Below are 16,757 nucleotides of genomic sequence, written 5' to 3'. Positions count from 1 at the left end.
CATCGCCGCTTCTAATGACTAACTACTGGCGATTTCCTTCCACCCCCGGATGCATCTCCGAGCTGGAGCAATTGGTAGATCATCTGGCATCTAAATACCATATCTCCCAGGACAAATATCCCAATATCCTGATCAGCCTCACCGAAGCAGTCAATAATGCCATCATCCATGGCAATCACTGCGATGAGTGCAAGTGCGTACACGTACAGATCGAAGAACAACTACACGGCCTCACTCTCACCGTCAGAGACGAAGGCTGTGGCTTTGACCCCAATGATGTAGATGATCCTACGCTGCCGGAGAATATCGCCAAGACCGGAGGGCGGGGGATCTTCCTCATCAAGCAATTATGTGATGGGGTGAAGTATGAGGCTAATGGGACGGAGGTGAGGATGAGTTTTGATTTTTGATTTTTGAGGGGGGGTAATCAATTATCAATTTTGAATTACTTAAATGCCTTTCCATTAAAGATGATTTGACTCTCAATAATACTTTAATCTTGTTTTACAATCCTAAAGAATACCACTTTTGGCAAATAGAGGGATCTTTACAGAATTTTTTATTGGCCTAGTAATTAACTATTTGCTTTAAATTGACTGAATGTTCTGAATATTACTCAATAAAAAACGAATTGAAAAATGTACAACATTAAGATATGGATTGAAAAAACAATTGTTGAGAGAAGGCCAGATAGAGAAAATGGTGAATGGACATTAGGCAAGGCTCTTTGGTCTCCACTAAAATCTAAAGATGGTGCTGACATTTACAAGAATATGAGACTTGTTGAAAAAGGTGACATTGTACTTCATCTTATTAACAATAAAGTTTTTTCCGGAGTTTCAATTGTTAAATCAAGTGCAACTGAATCAAAAGGAATAGATGGCACAAACTGGTCAGGCCCAGTATATTTAATTGAACTAAATGACTATATTCCATTAACCCCACCTATAAATAGAAATTTAATTCTTTCTCAAAAAAATAAAAACTTACTTAATCAAATCTCTAAAACATCTGAGGTATATTATAATAGTAAGCTTGATTTAAGACAAGGAGCATATTTAACTCCGTGTCCAATTAAATTGTTGAGACTTATCAATGATGTTTACAAACAATATTCAGCGACTGATTTACCACATATTGAACATATAGATTTAGGAAATTCAGAAGAATCATTAATGAATACTTTTGGTATCTATCCACTCATTGACAGCCTCAAAAAGGCAGGGCTAAAAATTTCTAATGAAATAGTCGCAAGATTTACTGCTTCTCTCCTTACTAAACCTTTTGTAATTCTCACCGGACTTTCGGGTTCTGGCAAAACAAAACTTGCACAGGCATTTGCTATGTGGATTTGCGAAGATGAAAATCAGTATTGTATTGTACCCGTTGGTGCTGACTGGACAAACCGTGAACCATTGCTTGGTTTTCCGAATGCACTTGAACGTGAAAAATATGTTAAGCCCGATAATAGAGTGCTTGATTTAATTATTGAAGCAAATAAGAATGAGAACAAGCCCTATTTCCTCATTCTCGACGAAATGAATTTGAGCCATGTGGAAAGATATTTTGCCGATTTTCTGAGTGTGATGGAATCAAAAGAATATATTTCGCTTCACTCTGGTACATCTGAATGGAATGGAGTACCCGCAAAAATCGGCCTCCCAAAAAATCTTTTTATAATAGGCACAGTTAACATTGATGAAACTACTTACATGTTCAGCCCCAAAGTTCTGGACAGAGCAAACGTAATTGAGTTTAGAGTTACAGCAAAAGAGATGGAAGCTTTCTTACAAAGCAATACAGTAATCAATCTTGAAGATTTGAAAAGTGAAGGAAAAGATATGGCTGAAAGCTTTGTTCAGTTTGCTGAAGAGAACCATGAAATTGAAAAGGAAGAAAACAGGACAATACTAACAGATTCTCTTAATATTTTTTTTCTGAATTAAAGAAATGCGGTGCAGAATTTGGTTACCGCAGTGCCTCGGAGATTCTTCGTTTTTCAGCAGTGGCAAATAAATTAGATGCTGACTGGATTCAGGATGAAATAATTGATGCCACTATTATGCAAAAGTTATTGCCAAAGGTTCACGGCTCAAGAAGAAAAATAATTGACCCTTTAGGAATTTTAGCTAGTTTTTGTTTAAAATCAAAAGAAGGAGTAATAATTTCAGCAGAAGATAAAATAAAAAGTGTTCAATCCTATATTTCTGATTCCAAACTCAATGAAACTTTAGAAATAATCTATCCGATATCATTTGAGAAAATTATCCGAATGATTAAAAATGCAATTATTAATGGATTTACAAGTTATGCTGAAGCGTAAAAAATGTCTGCTCCAAAATTTGTTATAACTCTTACTGTTGCTGAAAAGAACATTGAGATTGTTCTATGCGGAGAAAACTCCAGTGAACCTATTATTGAAAAAGCCGATGCGATTGAAAACGGGGAAGCAATTGTTCAGATTAAGGAAGGATCTTTTTATGAGTACAAAATCACAGATGGGTATTCTCTGCAGACTGATGAAATTGTAAGTCAGTCAAACATCAGTAAATCATCAGGTCGAATTTCTCCAAACATTTATGTCGGCACTCTCAGCATTGATGTTTTGAAATCAGATACGAAACAAAAGTGTGGAGAAATAAAACTGGAAGTTCAGTCGGTAAAAACAACTTACCGTGAAGACTACCGTCACATGCTGGAAGAGATTACAGAGAAGTGTACTGATTTGCTTTTACAGCACAGCTCACCAGTTGCGCAGTTTTTTGAAATAGACTTTAATGCAGATGCAGTCACTTTATATCAGCGGTTTGCCTTTATCAAATCAATTATTGAATCAGTTGAGTTTAATGATTCAGTTCACAAAATTCTCTCATCGCCTGTAACACGATGGAGAGAAAGCAAAACCGTAAAAGAAATCAGAAGCGTAAGAAGATTCAACAACTCAACAATTCGTCAGTTGAGCAATGCAACAAACCGTTTTGATTTACCTGCTGAACACCCATTGAAAAGCACAATGATTTCGGTTCCTTCCAAATTAAATGTGAGTAATAAATCAGAAACGGTGGATACTCCTGAAAACCGTTTTGTAAAACATGCGTTGATGTCGTTTCAGAGTTTTTGCAGTGACTTTAAAACAAAAGTAAAGGACAGCGACCGCATAAAAACTGAAGCAGCATTGCTTGAAGATAAACTGGAACAGTATTTAAGTCATTCTATATTCAAAGAAATTTCTTCTCCCACCACATTGTCGCTTAACAGTCCGGTGTTGCAACGCAAAGAAGGCTACAGAGAAATTCTGAGAGTGTGGCTTATGTTTGACCTTGCTGCAAAAATGGTGTGGAAGGGAGGTGATGATGTGTATAGAGGAAGCAAAAGAGATGTTGCAGTGCTTTATGAGTACTGGTTGTTTTTCAAACTACTGGATATAGTAAAAGAAGTTTTTAAAATTGAATCAGTTGCAACTGAGAACCTGATTGAAAAAACATCAGACGGACTTGGTTTGAAATTGAAGCAGGGAAAGTTTTTACCTGTAAAAGGAATTTACTTAACCGACACAAGAAAACTGAATATTGAATTCAGCTACAACAAAACTTTCTCAGGTGGCAATGAATATCCCGCTGGCGGAAGCTGGACAAGAAATTTAAGACCTGATTATACATTAAGCATTTGGCCGTTTGGAATTGAGCAGGAACAAGCGGAGAAGGAAGAGTTGATAGTGCATATTCATTTTGATGCAAAGTATAAAGTAGAAAATCTGCAAGGCATTTTTGGGAAAGATGATAATCTTGAAGAAGAAAAAGAAGAACAGAAAAAAGGGACTTATAAAAGAGCAGACCTATTGAAGATGCATACATACAAGGATGCAATCAGACGGACAGCGGGTGCTTATGTTTTATATCCTGGTAATGATAATTCATACGCCAGAAAAGGCTTCCATGAATTAATTCCAGGTCTTGGAGCTTTCTCAATACGACCTTCCAAAACAAATAATGGATGTGGAGAATTAAAGAGGTTTTTGCTTGAAGTTTTAAATCATTTCATGAATAGAGCATCTCAGAGAGAAAAGATTTCGCTTAAAACCTATGAAACATATTTTGACAAAAACAGTAATAAAGTAAATGATGTATTACCTGAAGCATACGGATCAAATAGAACTTTATTGCCGGACGAAACTTATGTTCTCATTGGATTTTATGACGATACCAATGTTCTAAACTGGATTGAAAAAACCAGGTTGTACAATTTTAGAACCGGAACATATGTTGGTTCTTTACCTCTAGGTGTAAAAGAAACTAGTGCTAAATATTTGTTACTCCGTTCTCATGGTGAATCAAAAAGGGCTACACGACTTTATAAATTGAAAAATAAAGGCCCTAAAATATTTTCAAATGAAGATTTGAAACGAAAAAAATACCCTCATGAGCCTAATGGTGAACTTTATTTGGTTTATGAGTTAGATGATGAAGTAGAAAATGAATTCAAAAAATTTGTATGGGATATTACGAAACTTGCTGAATATAAAACTCATTTTGGCTCTGCAAGACCTTTTTCAATATCATTGACCGAGCTTATGAATGTAGTTGTAAAATGAAGAGTTAGTTCGCCTCGGCTCCAGTATTACAGTCATTTGTAGATAATCTAAACTCAATGGAGGCAATTAAGACCAGAAGTAGGATATAACCAAACATTGGCTTTTGAATGGTAATACAGGAAATAATAGATAAATTGTAGTTGGAATAAGGAAAATCCTGCAATATTATTCGTTATGCTGCCCTATATATTGATAACCCCTTCAAAATCAAATAACTGGAAAATGATTACGCCGAGCGCAGTATATTGAATAACGGTTTTCAATATTCCTTATTAGATGTCATGAGTGGGTTTACTGCAAACTCAAATCCGTAGTACATCAGATTAATTTTTTAAACTAAAACAAAATGAGCCTGCCACTGGAAGAAATCCGGGACCAACAAAGAGCCACCTGGAATAAATTTTCTCCCAGCTGGAAAAAATGGGATGACCTGAATATGGATTTGTTAAAACCAATGGGTGATGAAATCATTCGTAGTATTAATCCCAAGGGCGCTGAGGTGGTGTTAGACATTGCCGCCGGAACAGGAGAACCCGGTTTGACCATTGCAACCATGTTAACAGGCGGGAAAGTGGTGATTACAGACCTTTCGGAAGACATGCTTGAAATAGCCCGTGAAAATGCACTGAAAAGGGATATTAAAAATATTGAAACCCGGGTCTGCGATGTGTGTGCCCTTCCTTTTGCGGACAATACTTTTGATGCCATAAGCTGTCGTTTGGGTTTTATGTTTTTCCCGGACATGCTGTTAGCAGCAAAAGAAATGGTTCGCGTGCTCAAACCCGGCGGAAAAATCGCTACTTCGGTTTGGAATGTGCTTGAAAATAATTTTTGGATTACAGCCATTTTGGAAACCATCAGCAGACATATGGCTTTGCCTGCACCACTGCCAGGTGCTCCAGGCATGTTTCGCTGTGCCAAAGAGGACTTAATCTCAGATCTATTTTTACAAGCAGGGTTGAAAAATATTAAGCAAAAAGAAATAACCGCTAAAATGCACTTCAAAACGGCTGATGTCTATTGGGACATGATGACGGAAGTAATTACGCTCGTTGTGTTAGCGCTTAATAATGCAGAGGATGACATAAAAGAAAATATCAGGAAAGAAGTTTATCATCTTTTGGATCAAAAATATCCTGATGGAAATATCCTGATGGACTCCAGCGCTCTTCTAATTGAGGGTGTGAAATAAGCCGCCGAATGATGGGATTAACACAGCAGCACAAACGCATAACGACAAATTTACAATAGGCGGAGTTTCCCCGTTAAATCGGGGCTAGCTGTGCTCTGCAGACAGTCCCGAAGCATCGGGATATGGTCACAGAAGGTGTCGTTAATTTATGATTATAAAACAAAATCAATTATGTTAAACCCACCTCAATTGATTTTCATTCCGTCAGGCAAGGGCAGAAAAGTTTTATCGATTGGCGGCAAAGATGAAACACTTGTCAATGTAATTATTGTATTGGCACCTAATAAAATCATTCTGAACAGTTAAGACAGTATACGCAGTAGTTGTCTGCATTTTATTAGTATCATAAGGCGATGATGGGTTACGATAATCTTCCAGGAAGAATCGTATGTTCTCCTGATGTCGATTTTTGAGCCTCCATGGATTAATTTTTCTAAATTCTGTGGATCGCCTATTCCAGGAAACAAAACAATCATTCTAAACCTAAAAAGCGTGAATCATGTAACATTTATCTTTAATTGTGTAACGCTTTATTTTGCAAAACAAGCCACCTTTGATGCTTAATAGTACTGTATAAAAATAATAAACAAAACAAAATGACACAATTATCAAAAAACGCAAATTCAATACTTGCATTAGTAATAACATGTATAGCAGCAGCAACTTTTTCGGGTTGCGATTCACCTTCTCAGAAAGTAGATAACGCTAAAGATAATGTTACAGTGGCAAAAGAAAATTTAATACAAGCTCAGGAGGATTACAAAACAGAAGTAGTCAATTTCAAAAATGAAACAAACGAAAAACTCACTGCGAATGAGAAAGCGTTTGCTGATTTTAAAATACAAATGGAAACAGCTAAAAAAGATGTTAAAGCAACTTACGAAAAACAAATTGCTGCGTTGGAACAAAAAAATTCCGACATGAAAAAAAGAATGAATGAATACAGTGAAGATGGAAAAGATAACTGGCAATCATTCAAAAGAGAATTCGATCACGATATGGATGAACTAGGACAATCACTTAAAGATTTTACAGTTAACAATAAAAAATAAATATTTCTCAATAGTTAATCCCAATCCATGTATTAGATATGGATTGCTCGTAGGAGCTGAACAATGAACAATGCCTGCCCGACTTGTTATTTTTAACAGAGTCAGGCGGGCATTGTTCATTGCGTCGGGTCACTGATGTTTACAATCAGCATACCGATATCCATCATCGGGATCCGGAGGAGGTATTCGTTTCATTTCTAATGTATGAATACGGTTTAACAGAGTCAGGCGGGCATTGTTCATTGCGTCGGGTCACTGATGTTTACAATCAGGATGCCGATATCCATCATCGGGATAAAGAGTTTCAACCCAAAGGACAAATTAAACAACCTATATGGGCTGCGAACCTATGCAAAATTATTGGTACTAACTTTTGACAAACCATAGACCGTTAGCTCAAGCTTTGCCTTAGTGGGCAGGCAGTGCAAACAGAAACCTTTGAGCTATAAATAAACAGTAGTTCGGGTAGCGAGTTTGGTGATCTATAAGCTCGCCGCCTCAAATCCAGCAACCGCTAGCTCTAACTCTATTGCTGCTTTCCCTAAAATCTCGTTTTTAAATAATTGCACCCTATTCCCTAAAATGGGTGAACTGGAAAATTGTCCATGCTCTTGCGTTGATTATCCATTTTCTATGGAGATATGTCATGGCATTTTTGTACCGTCAATAACGACAGAAAAAATTAAAAATAAATAAGATGAAAAAATTCAACGTTCCTACAAGAGAAGAAGTAGCCTCTACAAACCAGGCCATTTTTGACAAATTAAAGTTAGCCTTAGGTTTTGTTCCCAATTTGTACGCCACCATTGCTTATTCTGATCATGGCCTGGAAAGATACTTAGCCTATCAAAACGCTAAAACAACCCTTTCAAACAAAGAAAAGGAAGCGGTAAATCTGATCGTTAGCCAGGTAAACGGTTGCATATACTGCCAAAGTGCTCACACCCTTCTTGGCAAGATGAATGGCTTTACCGATGAGCAAGTTTTAGACATTAGACGCGGTCAAGCCGGCGATAAAAAACTCCATGCTTTGGTAGCCTTAACTGCTGACATCACCAAAAACAGGGGCAAAGCAAGCGAAGAAAATGTAAATGCCTTCTTTGCGCATGGGTATACCAAAGAAAACCTGGTAGATGTAATTCTTCAGATAAGTGACAAAACGGCTATGAACTACTTGCATAATCTGACAGAAATTCCAGTTGATTTTCCAATAGTTCCTTCTTTAGATCAAGAATTGGTATATAGCCTTAATTAATAAATCTATAAAAAAAAGCCAGCGTTGGTTCTGGCTTTCTTTTTTCATTCAAAAAATCTAATCCTATGGAAGCATACTTAAGACAACAAGATCTTATAAATCAAGACTATGGCCAGTATATCCTGCAAGGGATTGATTACAACCAATACAAAATCAATATGTTGGAAGACCTTCATTCTAACCCGGATGATACTATTAGAGCCTATATCAAACTCAACCAAAGCAGGATGCACCGGGTGGAGAAGACCTATACCTTGTCGGAGGATATCACAAATCAATTAAAAGGTCTAAGACACAAGATGAATTGGCTGGTCATTACAGAGCATTGGTGTGGCGATGCTGCCCAGAATTTGCCGGTATTCAATGCTGTAGCCGAAGCCAGTAACGGAAAGATAGAAATGAAGCTGGTGTACCGCGATCAAAATCCGGAACTAATGAATGCTTATCTGACGAATGGGGCACGGTCTATTCCTAAAATAATACAATTAGACAGGCATTTTAATACTACAGGGATTTGGGGCCCCAGGCCCGGTGCAGCTCAAAAGCTGGTGAATGACTTAAAATCTAACCCCGAAACAGCGCCTGGTTATGCCAATCAACTACATTTGTGGTATGCAAAAGACAAACATAAATCCCTCGAATTGGAAGTACGTAACCTGCTGGGTAGAGCCAATAAATTTTTTTCAAATGGTCAACTTAATTAATTAAAATATGGAACAACGAAATCCGCTGCCTCCTTTCACGGAAGAAACAGCCAAACAAAAAATCCAAATGGCGGAAGACGCATGGAACAGCAAAGACCCGGTCAGGGTATCTAAAGCTTACACCGCTGACAGCGAATGGAGAAATAGAAATCAATTCATTAATGGAAGGGAAGAAATAGTTTCATTTCTTACCAAAAAATGGGAAAAGGAATTGAACTATACACTGAAAAAAGAATATTGGGCACATACTGGTCATCGAATTGCTGTTAGATTTGAGTATGAATACCAAAACCATGCGGGGCAGTGGTTTCGTGCTTATGGAAACGAGAACTGGGAGTTTGATGATCATGGATATATGGCCAAAAGATTTGCCAGCATCAATGATTTAGAAATAGCAGAAACCGATAGAAAATTAAAATAATGGCCATGGCAAAAAATTTTGCAACCCTAGCATTTACCGATGCAGTAAAAGCAATGCAGGAAAAGGCAGGCAGCCGGTCCGGTTATGCAAGAATGGAAAAGGCTAACTATCTGGAGGGTTTAACAAAAAACGAAATGGATTACATTGCAGATCGGGATAGTTTTTATATGGCCAGTATAGGTGAAAATAATTTCCCTTACCTCCAGCATCGCGGCGGCCCGAGAGGGTTTATCAAAGTACTGGACGAAAAAAGGATAGGTATTATAGATTTTCGCGGAAACATGCAATACATTACGGTTGGTAATATTTCAACCAATCATAATGTGGCCCTGATAATGGTGGATTACCCTGCAAGAGCCCGGCTAAAAATATTAGCCAGGGCAGAAGTAGTAGAATTAAAAGACGATCCTTCGTTGTATGAATTACTTGATCCGAAGGATTATACATTCAAGCCAGAACGAATGATGGTGTTTCATATAGAAGCATATGATTGGAATTGTCCGCAGCATATCACCCCACGATACACGGTACAGGAAATTGAAGAAGCTTTTGAAGGGCAACGAAATCACATTGCGAAACTGGAAGCAGAAGTAAAGTCGTTGAAAATGAAATTAAATGATCAATAGGTTTGCGACCACCGCAGGATTTCCTATACAATGAAAAAAATAACTGTTTACAAAAACATTTAAGCTACCATGGCTGTCTTATATACTAATTATCCGTAGAAACAATTGTGATGAATCAATACACCCTTACATTAGTCAATCCGCAAAACGGCAGCCTGGCCTTTAAACTGTTCTCATTTGATGATGGCGCTGCTTTCGACCAGGTACAAAGGCTGCCTTACTATTCACTTATCTTGGTCCAACAGGGAAGTGGAAAAGCAAAGGTTGATTTTTCGGAATTTGATTTTGTGGAGCATACCTTGTTTTCGTTCGTGCCCTATCAACCATTTATGTTTTCGCCAAAAGATGGCATGAGCGGGATGGTCTTAAATTTTCACCCTGACTTTTTTTGTATACATAAGCATCACAAAGAAGTTGCATGCCACGGCGTGCTCTTTAATAATATCTATCATCCACCATTTATTTCCGTAGATCCCACCGCATCTAACACCTTTAGTACTTTGATTGAACAAATGAAAGTGGAGATGCAAAATCCTGATTTGGCGCAATATGAGCTATTGGTTTCCTACCTGAAAATATTTTTGATCACGGCAGTACGTTTAAAAACGGCCCAGCAACCTCAAGCAAAACAGGCTGTTGAAAATCTTCAGGAACCATTCATCCTCCAAACCTTGAAGGATACGATTGAAAAGGACTTTAAAACCAAACATTCGGCCAGTGAATATGCAGATGCATTAAATATTTCGGCAAAAGCATTGGCAAAAATCACCAAAACCTATTTCAACAAAACACTCACCGAACTCATCGCAGAGCGTATCATCATAGAGGCAAAACGCGAATTGTATCTTACCAGCAAATCGGTGAAGCAAATTGCCTACGAATTAGGTTATAAGGATGAATATTATTTTAGCCGGTTCTTTAAAACAAATGCCGATGTTTCACCACTGTTATATAGAGAAACTGTTGGGTTTGCCAGGGGAGAAGTGTGATCAATCCGAACATTTTATTGCCGGCACATGCTATCTCATAAAGGATTAATCCTGGTGAAAATCATTCAGTGTATAAACTAAATCCCCTGCCAGGTCGTGCTGAAAGAGCGACCTGGCATACCCTTGGTTAATTAGCTATGAAACATAATTTATTTGCCAAAAACGCGTCAAAAATATAATTATCTTTGGTATCATTTAAGCTGCACTAAATTTTTTACGGATGTGCTGTAGTCTAAAACAAAGATGCGATGAGTAAAATATTAACTCTTTTTTTAACAATCGCTTGTTTTTTAAAAATTTTTGGACAAGACCATGCTTTTCCCCGCGACCCACAAGAAGCCAAATTTGTAATCACCGACATTGAAAATTTTTGGAAAGCATTTGATTCCATTGAAATTTCAAGAGAGAATCCATTTGAGCAATATATTAAAAATGGAACAACCGGACTTAAAGGTTTTATCCCTAACAGAATAATCAGTGCAGATTCATTGCTAAATATGGTTAAAAGCAGAAAGCAAGCATATGAAGAAATGAGAGGGATAGAAGTTAAGATCAAGGAACAGGAAAAGTTGATCAAACCTTACTTTTATGCTTTAGAATATTGGTATCCCTATGCTGTGTACCCACCTGTTTATTTTGTAGTCGGTAGATATAATAGCGGGGGTACTACTTCAGAAGATGGGCTTATAATTGGAGTTGAAAAATTGACAAGTTTAGAGCTTCTTCCGGAGTTGGTTATTCACGAATCGATTCACTTTCAGCAGCATTGGCCTGAGGATGGTAAAACTAATTTATTGCAACAATCTATACTGGAGGGATCGGCTGACTTTATTGCAGAATTGGTTACTGGAATTAAGGGAAACAAGGAAGCAAATAAATATGGCAATGAACGTAGAGCTGATTTATGCACGGAGTTTGTAAAACGGATGTATAAAGAGGATATGCAGGATTGGCTATATGGTACCAGTGGAAAAGATAATCGCCCCAATGATTTGGGGTATTGGATAGGCTATGAAATTGTAAAAGCATATTTTGATAAAGCCGAAGACAAAAAACTAGCTGTGAACCATATTTTAAATATAGATAATTACAATAGGTTTTTAACAGAAAGTGGATATTTAGAAAAATATAAAAATTGAAGTCGGCAAACTGTTCCAAAGGCTGAATATACTTTTAGCGAGAAAGGATATGTAATTGTTGAGACACAATTAAGAAAATAATAGGTGAAGATACTGCTCAAGTCACCTATAATAAAGCATTTCATTTTATGATAAAAAATTATTAAATTTAATACTAATAAAATGCTGAAAAATGAAAACAATCGGTTATGCCCCATAAAGGTGTTGTTTAGCAGTTCGGGGTCTGACCATTCCCGAAAATATCGGTACAGGTATCGCGTTGTCATTATAAATTAATATGAAATCAAAAATTAAGCTTGCAAGAACGGCAGGTATCCTTTATTTACTTATTGTAATTTTTGGATTAATTGCTCAAATCTTTGTGCGAGACCATTTAGTTGATTACGGAAATGCCCATGTTACTGCAAAAAACATTCTTGCTTCTGAGTACTGGTATAGATTCGGTTTTATCAGTGAGTTACTCATGCTTGTCTGCGATGTGGGTGTGGCGACCATTCTTTATATATTGTTGAATGACACAAGCAAGAATTTATCTTTATTGTCTTTGCATTTAGATTGACAAGTATCACCATCCTGTCAATCACAGCCTTGAGCCATTATGCTGCCATATCATTCTTAAGCAACCAGGATTACTTAAATGCTTTTAATACAGACCAACTTGATGCATTCGCCTTGTTTTCGATCAAAATGCATGGAGTGGGTTATAATATTTGCCTTTTATTTTTTGGAATCCATCTCCTACTTCTTGGATATTTGCTTTATATAGCTGAAATATTTCCAAGGTATTTAGGAGTACTGCTTTTTATTGGAGGTATATGTTATATATTGAATAGTATTGTTTGGTTCCAATTCCCATTACTTGTAAAGTATATTTATCCTGCTATTATTATTCCGAGTGCAATCGGAGAATGGATATTCTGTATTTGGCTTATTGTAAGAGGAATAAAATTAAGTTCAAATGATAATGATTCTTAAATTAACGAATAAACCAGAAGGCTTACACTTTGAAATTCCAAAGGAATATGTTTGTTTTTTAATGACATTCACTTTTCAAGAGGATTTAATACAAAAGCAAAATGGAATTAATGCCGATTGATCTTTTATAAACAAATCAAAACAAAATTAGTGAAATAATTAAATTTGACTCCACCATGATAGTCAGCCTAAAACTAATTAGTGATACTTCTTATACTGAAAGACTAAATTGGAGTGACCTGCGCTTTTTTTCTGCGGATTTTTATATACAGCATAAAGGCGATGAAAACTCAAAAGTACATAGAGACTCCCTTGAAAAGGTAGTTGCTTTAATAATATGCAAATGTGACAAAGTACTATTCACCGCTGAATAATTTCCAAAAACGTTTTTTTAAATGAAAATGACCATACTCACAAAAACAATATCTTACTTACCATGAAAAAGATAATATTATTATTTTTTGCTTTTGCGGTGACCTTCGTGCTGGGTTTCGCATTTAAATCAGTCACCACAAAAAGTGTTAATAGTCAGCAATCAATAAAAAAAGTAACCGGCATCGGAGGTATATTCTTTAAGTGCAAAGATCCAAAAGCTATGCGGGCCTGGTATGCCACCCATCTTGGGCTCAATACGAATGAGTATGGGGCCGTTTTCGAGTGGAGACAAGGCAGTGACACTTCCAAAAAAGGCTTTACTCAATGGAGTCCTTTTAACGAAAAAACCAGGTATTTTGAACCGTCCACCAAAGACTTTATGATTAATTACAGGGTTGAAAACGTAGAAGCACTGATAGAAGAACTGAAAAAAAGCGGAGTAACCGTGGTTGACACCATTGAATCATATGAATATGGCAAATTTGTCCATATCTTAGACCCGGAGGGCAACAAAATTGAATTATGGGAGCCAAACGATATTGAATTTGAAAAGCTCGGTGAGCAGATCGGCGCTAAGACCACAAAATAATTTTGATCTCCTCCCCCTTCTGCTTACTTTTAGTGAGTCGATGACTAAAAACTTTTCATTATGGAAAAACAAAATAACACCTCTGACCAAGATACTCCACCTGCTGACTCTACCCCAAAGGTGACAGGCATTGGTGGCATTTTCTTTTTTACCGACAATCCGCAGGAAACGAAAGAATGGTATAGCAAAAATCTGGGACTTGAAATCAATGAATGGGGTGCCTCGAGTTTTGATTCCCGAAATATCGACAAACCTGAAGAGATAAACACGCTTCAGTGGAGCCCTTTTAAAACAGGCAGTGACTATTTCGCTCCTTCAAAAAAGGAGTTTATGATTAATTACCGGGTGCAGAATATAGAAGGACTGCTAGACAAGCTCAAAGAAAACGGCGTAACCATACTGGACGATATGGTGACTTACGACTATGGCAAATTTGTACATATCATGGACACCCAGGGCAATAAGATCGAACTATGGGAGCCTGTTTGAAAATGAAGTTGTTCAATTTATCGAATGAGCATTGCTGCATGGGTGATCTTAATCATAACAAACTTCGGGTACTGATTACCACTGTACAACTATAAATTATGGGACTGTGACAACCTCTTTGGGAAAAAAAGGTGAAAAGTACCACCCAAAAATCAAAAGGTAGAGACAGGGACACGTTATTTATGGAATAATGATGCCTATAAATAATCAGCCGTCGCAACAAAAAAATGAAAATCAACTATCCTGCTCCGGCAGCGTTGGCCCTAATTAAAAAGGTTATGTTTTTGAAACTGAAGAACCATTTCCCAAAATCCTGTTGCAAAGCAAAATCTGTCGCCCTTTCGAGGGAACTGGGACAAAATAACCAACAATTGTGTTTGACTTTATTGAACTCGCTGACAAACCAATAGGACATCTTTCTTAAAGAATTACACCTTTCCAAAAAGGTAATTTTTATCTACATGGCACTCCTATTCCTATCTATGCATACAGCATCGGCGGAATTCATATCGTTAAAAGAACAGAGTTAGAATAAATCAAAAAATTAATAAATACTAACACTCCTCCAACATGATGCCAAAACTCCAATCGATTTAATACGGAGAGTATTGCGCGATATTGTCCCATCCTTCTTTATATGTAGTTAATAATCAGTTAGTTGCAACTATATGATCCAAACCTTTATTCCAGATTGGGATTGGGTATATTTTACGAATGAAGATAATTAATTAACAAAACAGCCATTTATTTGTTGCAGCTGATGAACTATACAAGGTACATACTACATGTCTAACTATTTAATCATCGGTGCATCTTCAGGAATAGGTAAAGCACTTGCTTTGAAATTGGCAGATGACGGTCATCAGGTGTATGGAACTTATCATAAAAAATGAAATCCATGCTGACAATCCGCTTCTTCATTATTACCCATTAAATGTGTTAGATGAAAGCATGGTGCTTGATTTTTACCCGATACCTTAAACGGTCTTATTTACTGCCCCGGCAGCATCAACCTGCGACCATTTGAAAGAATTAAACCTGCTGATTTTTTAAATGACTACCAACTGCAAGTCGTAGGAGCCATTAAGGTCATACAAGCGGTTGCACCAAAATTAAAAATCAGTGATAATGCAGCCATTATATTATTCTCCACCTTTGCAGTCCAAACCGGTTTGCAGTTTCATTCACAAGTGTCTGCATCCAAAGGCGCGATCGAAGGTCTGACAAAAGCATTGGCAGCTGAATATGCTCCCCGTATCAGAGTAAATTGTATAGCCCCCTCACTCACCGACACTCCATTGGCAGCGTCATTATTAAATAGTGATCAGAAAAGAGAATCTAATGCTCAGCGCCACCCGCTAAAAAGAATCGGCACTACGGAGGATATCGTCAACATGGTGGAATTTTTACTTTCATCAAAAGCTGGGTGGATCACCGGACAAATTATGCACGTAGATGGTGGAATATCTACTTTAAAAGTATAAAATCAATGATGCCATTTTATTATTTAAAACTAAATTGAATGAAAGAATTTAGGAATGTTAAAGAGTTCAAATATTTTCAAACATCACGGAGGAGGTTGGGCGCACTTGCTATTACACCAGTTTAATCATAAATCAACTTCCATAAAAATTTGATTACAGAATTATTGATTTAGAAAAAGGGATTGAAAAAAATTTTTATGAAAATTTTACTTACGGGGGTCACCGGATACATTGCACAAAGATTATTGCCTGTTTTGTTGGAAAACGGGCACGAGGTAATATGTTGTGTCAGAGATAAAATCAGATTTAATAAGAAAAATTATTTAACCTCCAAGCTCTCCGTCATTGATGTAGATTTTAAACAAGGAGAGCTTACAGTATATTCCCAATGATATCGATGTAGCATATTACCTCATCCACTCTATGTCTACGCAAATCGGGGACTTTGAAAACATGGAGGAAATATGTGCCACTAATTTTAAAAAATCGCATTGAACAGACAAATGTCAAACAGGTTATTTACCTCAGTGGGATCAGCAACGCTGACGAATTATCAAAACATTTGTCATCGCGAAAGCATGTGGAAACCGTTTTATCAGGTTCTGATTTTGCCCTCACTACTTTAAAGGCCGGCATCATAGTAGGATCAGGAAGTGCTTCCTTTGAAATCATTCGTGATTTAGTGGAGAAATTACCTTTTATGATTGCACCGCGTTGGCTAAAAACAAAATGTCAACCCATCGCTATTCGTAACGTAGTAGAATTTTTAATTGGTGTCATTGGTAAAACCGAAACATACAATAACAGTTACGATATTGGTGGTCCCGATATACTAAGTTACAAAGACATGCTTTTGCGATTTGCCAAAATACGGGG

Annotated in this window: 17 protein-coding genes and 2 pseudogenes; all 19 read left to right on the top strand. The window is 37.0% G+C overall.

Features of this window, described 5'->3' with window-relative positions:
• Window positions 1-14: 14 nt before the first annotated feature.
• The 19 genes and pseudogenes from IPJ09_21470 to IPJ09_21380 all read left to right on the top strand — a co-directional run bounded on the left by IPJ09_21470 (window position 15) and on the right by IPJ09_21380 (window position 16,757).
• A complete protein-coding gene (locus IPJ09_21470; protein MBK7373937.1) occupies window positions 15-410 on the top strand; it encodes an ATP-binding protein in 396 nt (131 codons plus the stop codon).
• 228 nt (window positions 411-638) lie between these two features.
• Window positions 639-1,946 (top strand): hypothetical protein, encoded by a 1,308-nt coding sequence (locus tag IPJ09_21465; GenBank protein ID MBK7373936.1) that lies wholly within the window; start codon window positions 639-641, stop codon window positions 1,944-1,946.
• Window positions 1,947-2,005: 59 nt separating this feature from the next.
• Entirely contained in the window at window positions 2,006-2,323 is a 318-nt protein-coding gene (locus IPJ09_21460; GenBank protein MBK7373935.1) for a hypothetical protein, read from the top strand.
• 3 nt (window positions 2,324-2,326) lie between these two features.
• Window positions 2,327-4,591, top strand: a complete 2,265-nt coding sequence (locus tag IPJ09_21455) for a DUF2357 domain-containing protein (protein ID MBK7373934.1) — start codon at window positions 2,327-2,329, stop codon at window positions 4,589-4,591.
• A 346-nt stretch (window positions 4,592-4,937) separates the two neighbouring features.
• Entirely contained in the window at window positions 4,938-5,783 is an 846-nt protein-coding gene (locus IPJ09_21450) for a methyltransferase domain-containing protein (GenBank protein MBK7373933.1), read from the top strand.
• 596 nt (window positions 5,784-6,379) lie between these two features.
• Complete coding sequence (locus IPJ09_21445; protein ID MBK7373932.1) at window positions 6,380-6,835, top strand: hypothetical protein; 456 nt, start codon at window positions 6,380-6,382, stop codon at window positions 6,833-6,835.
• A gap of 83 nt (window positions 6,836-6,918) precedes the next feature.
• Window positions 6,919-7,212 (top strand): hypothetical protein, encoded by a 294-nt coding sequence (locus tag IPJ09_21440; GenBank protein ID MBK7373931.1) that lies wholly within the window; start codon window positions 6,919-6,921, stop codon window positions 7,210-7,212.
• A gap of 320 nt (window positions 7,213-7,532) precedes the next feature.
• On the top strand, window positions 7,533-8,090 hold the full coding sequence (locus IPJ09_21435) for a carboxymuconolactone decarboxylase family protein (GenBank protein MBK7373930.1): 558 nt from the start codon (window positions 7,533-7,535) through the stop codon (window positions 8,088-8,090).
• A gap of 65 nt (window positions 8,091-8,155) precedes the next feature.
• The gene (locus tag IPJ09_21430) at window positions 8,156-8,794 is read left to right on the top strand and encodes a thioredoxin family protein (protein ID MBK7373929.1); all 639 of its coding nucleotides are present in this window, start codon (window positions 8,156-8,158) and stop codon (window positions 8,792-8,794) included.
• A gap of 7 nt (window positions 8,795-8,801) precedes the next feature.
• Window positions 8,802-9,215 (top strand): nuclear transport factor 2 family protein, encoded by a 414-nt coding sequence (locus IPJ09_21425; protein MBK7373928.1) that lies wholly within the window; start codon window positions 8,802-8,804, stop codon window positions 9,213-9,215.
• Window positions 9,216-9,220: 5 nt separating this feature from the next.
• Complete coding sequence (locus tag IPJ09_21420; GenBank protein MBK7373927.1) at window positions 9,221-9,841, top strand: pyridoxamine 5'-phosphate oxidase family protein; 621 nt, start codon at window positions 9,221-9,223, stop codon at window positions 9,839-9,841.
• Between the two features lie 110 nt (window positions 9,842-9,951).
• Complete coding sequence (locus IPJ09_21415) at window positions 9,952-10,830, top strand: helix-turn-helix domain-containing protein (GenBank protein ID MBK7373926.1); 879 nt, start codon at window positions 9,952-9,954, stop codon at window positions 10,828-10,830.
• A gap of 248 nt (window positions 10,831-11,078) precedes the next feature.
• On the top strand, window positions 11,079-11,969 hold the full coding sequence (locus tag IPJ09_21410; protein MBK7373925.1) for a hypothetical protein: 891 nt from the start codon (window positions 11,079-11,081) through the stop codon (window positions 11,967-11,969).
• Between the two features lie 277 nt (window positions 11,970-12,246).
• Window positions 12,247-12,528 (top strand): DUF4386 domain-containing protein, encoded by a 282-nt coding sequence (locus IPJ09_21405; GenBank protein ID MBK7373924.1) that lies wholly within the window; start codon window positions 12,247-12,249, stop codon window positions 12,526-12,528.
• Window positions 12,525-12,944, top strand: a complete 420-nt coding sequence (locus IPJ09_21400) for a DUF4386 domain-containing protein (GenBank protein MBK7373923.1) — start codon at window positions 12,525-12,527, stop codon at window positions 12,942-12,944. Before IPJ09_21405 ends, IPJ09_21400 begins: the two co-directional genes overlap by 4 nt.
• A 436-nt stretch (window positions 12,945-13,380) precedes the next feature.
• Entirely contained in the window at window positions 13,381-13,908 is a 528-nt protein-coding gene (locus IPJ09_21395; protein ID MBK7373922.1) for a VOC family protein, read from the top strand.
• 60 nt (window positions 13,909-13,968) lie between these two features.
• Window positions 13,969-14,397: a VOC family protein gene (locus tag IPJ09_21390; GenBank protein MBK7373921.1), complete on the top strand. Its 429-nt coding sequence runs from the start codon at window positions 13,969-13,971 to the stop codon at window positions 14,395-14,397.
• A 785-nt stretch (window positions 14,398-15,182) separates the two neighbouring features.
• Window positions 15,183-15,881: pseudogene (locus IPJ09_21385) on the top strand (SDR family oxidoreductase).
• A 197-nt stretch (window positions 15,882-16,078) separates the two neighbouring features.
• Window positions 16,079-16,757: pseudogene (locus tag IPJ09_21380) on the top strand (NAD(P)H-binding protein).

The organism is Saprospiraceae bacterium (assembly GCA_016709995.1).
In the GTDB taxonomy this organism is placed as follows: domain Bacteria; phylum Bacteroidota; class Bacteroidia; order Chitinophagales; family Saprospiraceae; genus JADJLQ01.
Note: the sequence above shows the minus strand (reverse complement) of the source record. Positions and strands in the feature narration are given on the sequence as shown.

Coding starts and splice junctions, on each gene's coding strand:
- IPJ09_21465 (MBK7373936.1), top strand. CDS start 639: ATGTACAACATTAAGATATGGATTGAAAAAACAATTGTTGAGAGAAGG.
- IPJ09_21430 (MBK7373929.1), top strand. CDS start 8,156: ATGGAAGCATACTTAAGACAACAAGATCTTATAAATCAAGACTATGGC.
- IPJ09_21425 (MBK7373928.1), top strand. CDS start 8,802: ATGGAACAACGAAATCCGCTGCCTCCTTTCACGGAAGAAACAGCCAAA.
- IPJ09_21445 (MBK7373932.1), top strand. CDS start 6,380: ATGACACAATTATCAAAAAACGCAAATTCAATACTTGCATTAGTAATA.
- IPJ09_21435 (MBK7373930.1), top strand. CDS start 7,533: ATGAAAAAATTCAACGTTCCTACAAGAGAAGAAGTAGCCTCTACAAAC.
- IPJ09_21420 (MBK7373927.1), top strand. CDS start 9,221: ATGGCAAAAAATTTTGCAACCCTAGCATTTACCGATGCAGTAAAAGCA.
- IPJ09_21405 (MBK7373924.1), top strand. CDS start 12,247: ATGAAATCAAAAATTAAGCTTGCAAGAACGGCAGGTATCCTTTATTTA.
- IPJ09_21390 (MBK7373921.1), top strand. CDS start 13,969: ATGGAAAAACAAAATAACACCTCTGACCAAGATACTCCACCTGCTGAC.
- IPJ09_21395 (MBK7373922.1), top strand. CDS start 13,381: ATGAAAAAGATAATATTATTATTTTTTGCTTTTGCGGTGACCTTCGTG.
- IPJ09_21455 (MBK7373934.1), top strand. CDS start 2,327: ATGTCTGCTCCAAAATTTGTTATAACTCTTACTGTTGCTGAAAAGAAC.
- IPJ09_21470 (MBK7373937.1), top strand. CDS start 15: ATGACTAACTACTGGCGATTTCCTTCCACCCCCGGATGCATCTCCGAG.
- IPJ09_21415 (MBK7373926.1), top strand. CDS start 9,952: ATGAATCAATACACCCTTACATTAGTCAATCCGCAAAACGGCAGCCTG.
- IPJ09_21410 (MBK7373925.1), top strand. CDS start 11,079: ATGAGTAAAATATTAACTCTTTTTTTAACAATCGCTTGTTTTTTAAAA.
- IPJ09_21450 (MBK7373933.1), top strand. CDS start 4,938: ATGAGCCTGCCACTGGAAGAAATCCGGGACCAACAAAGAGCCACCTGG.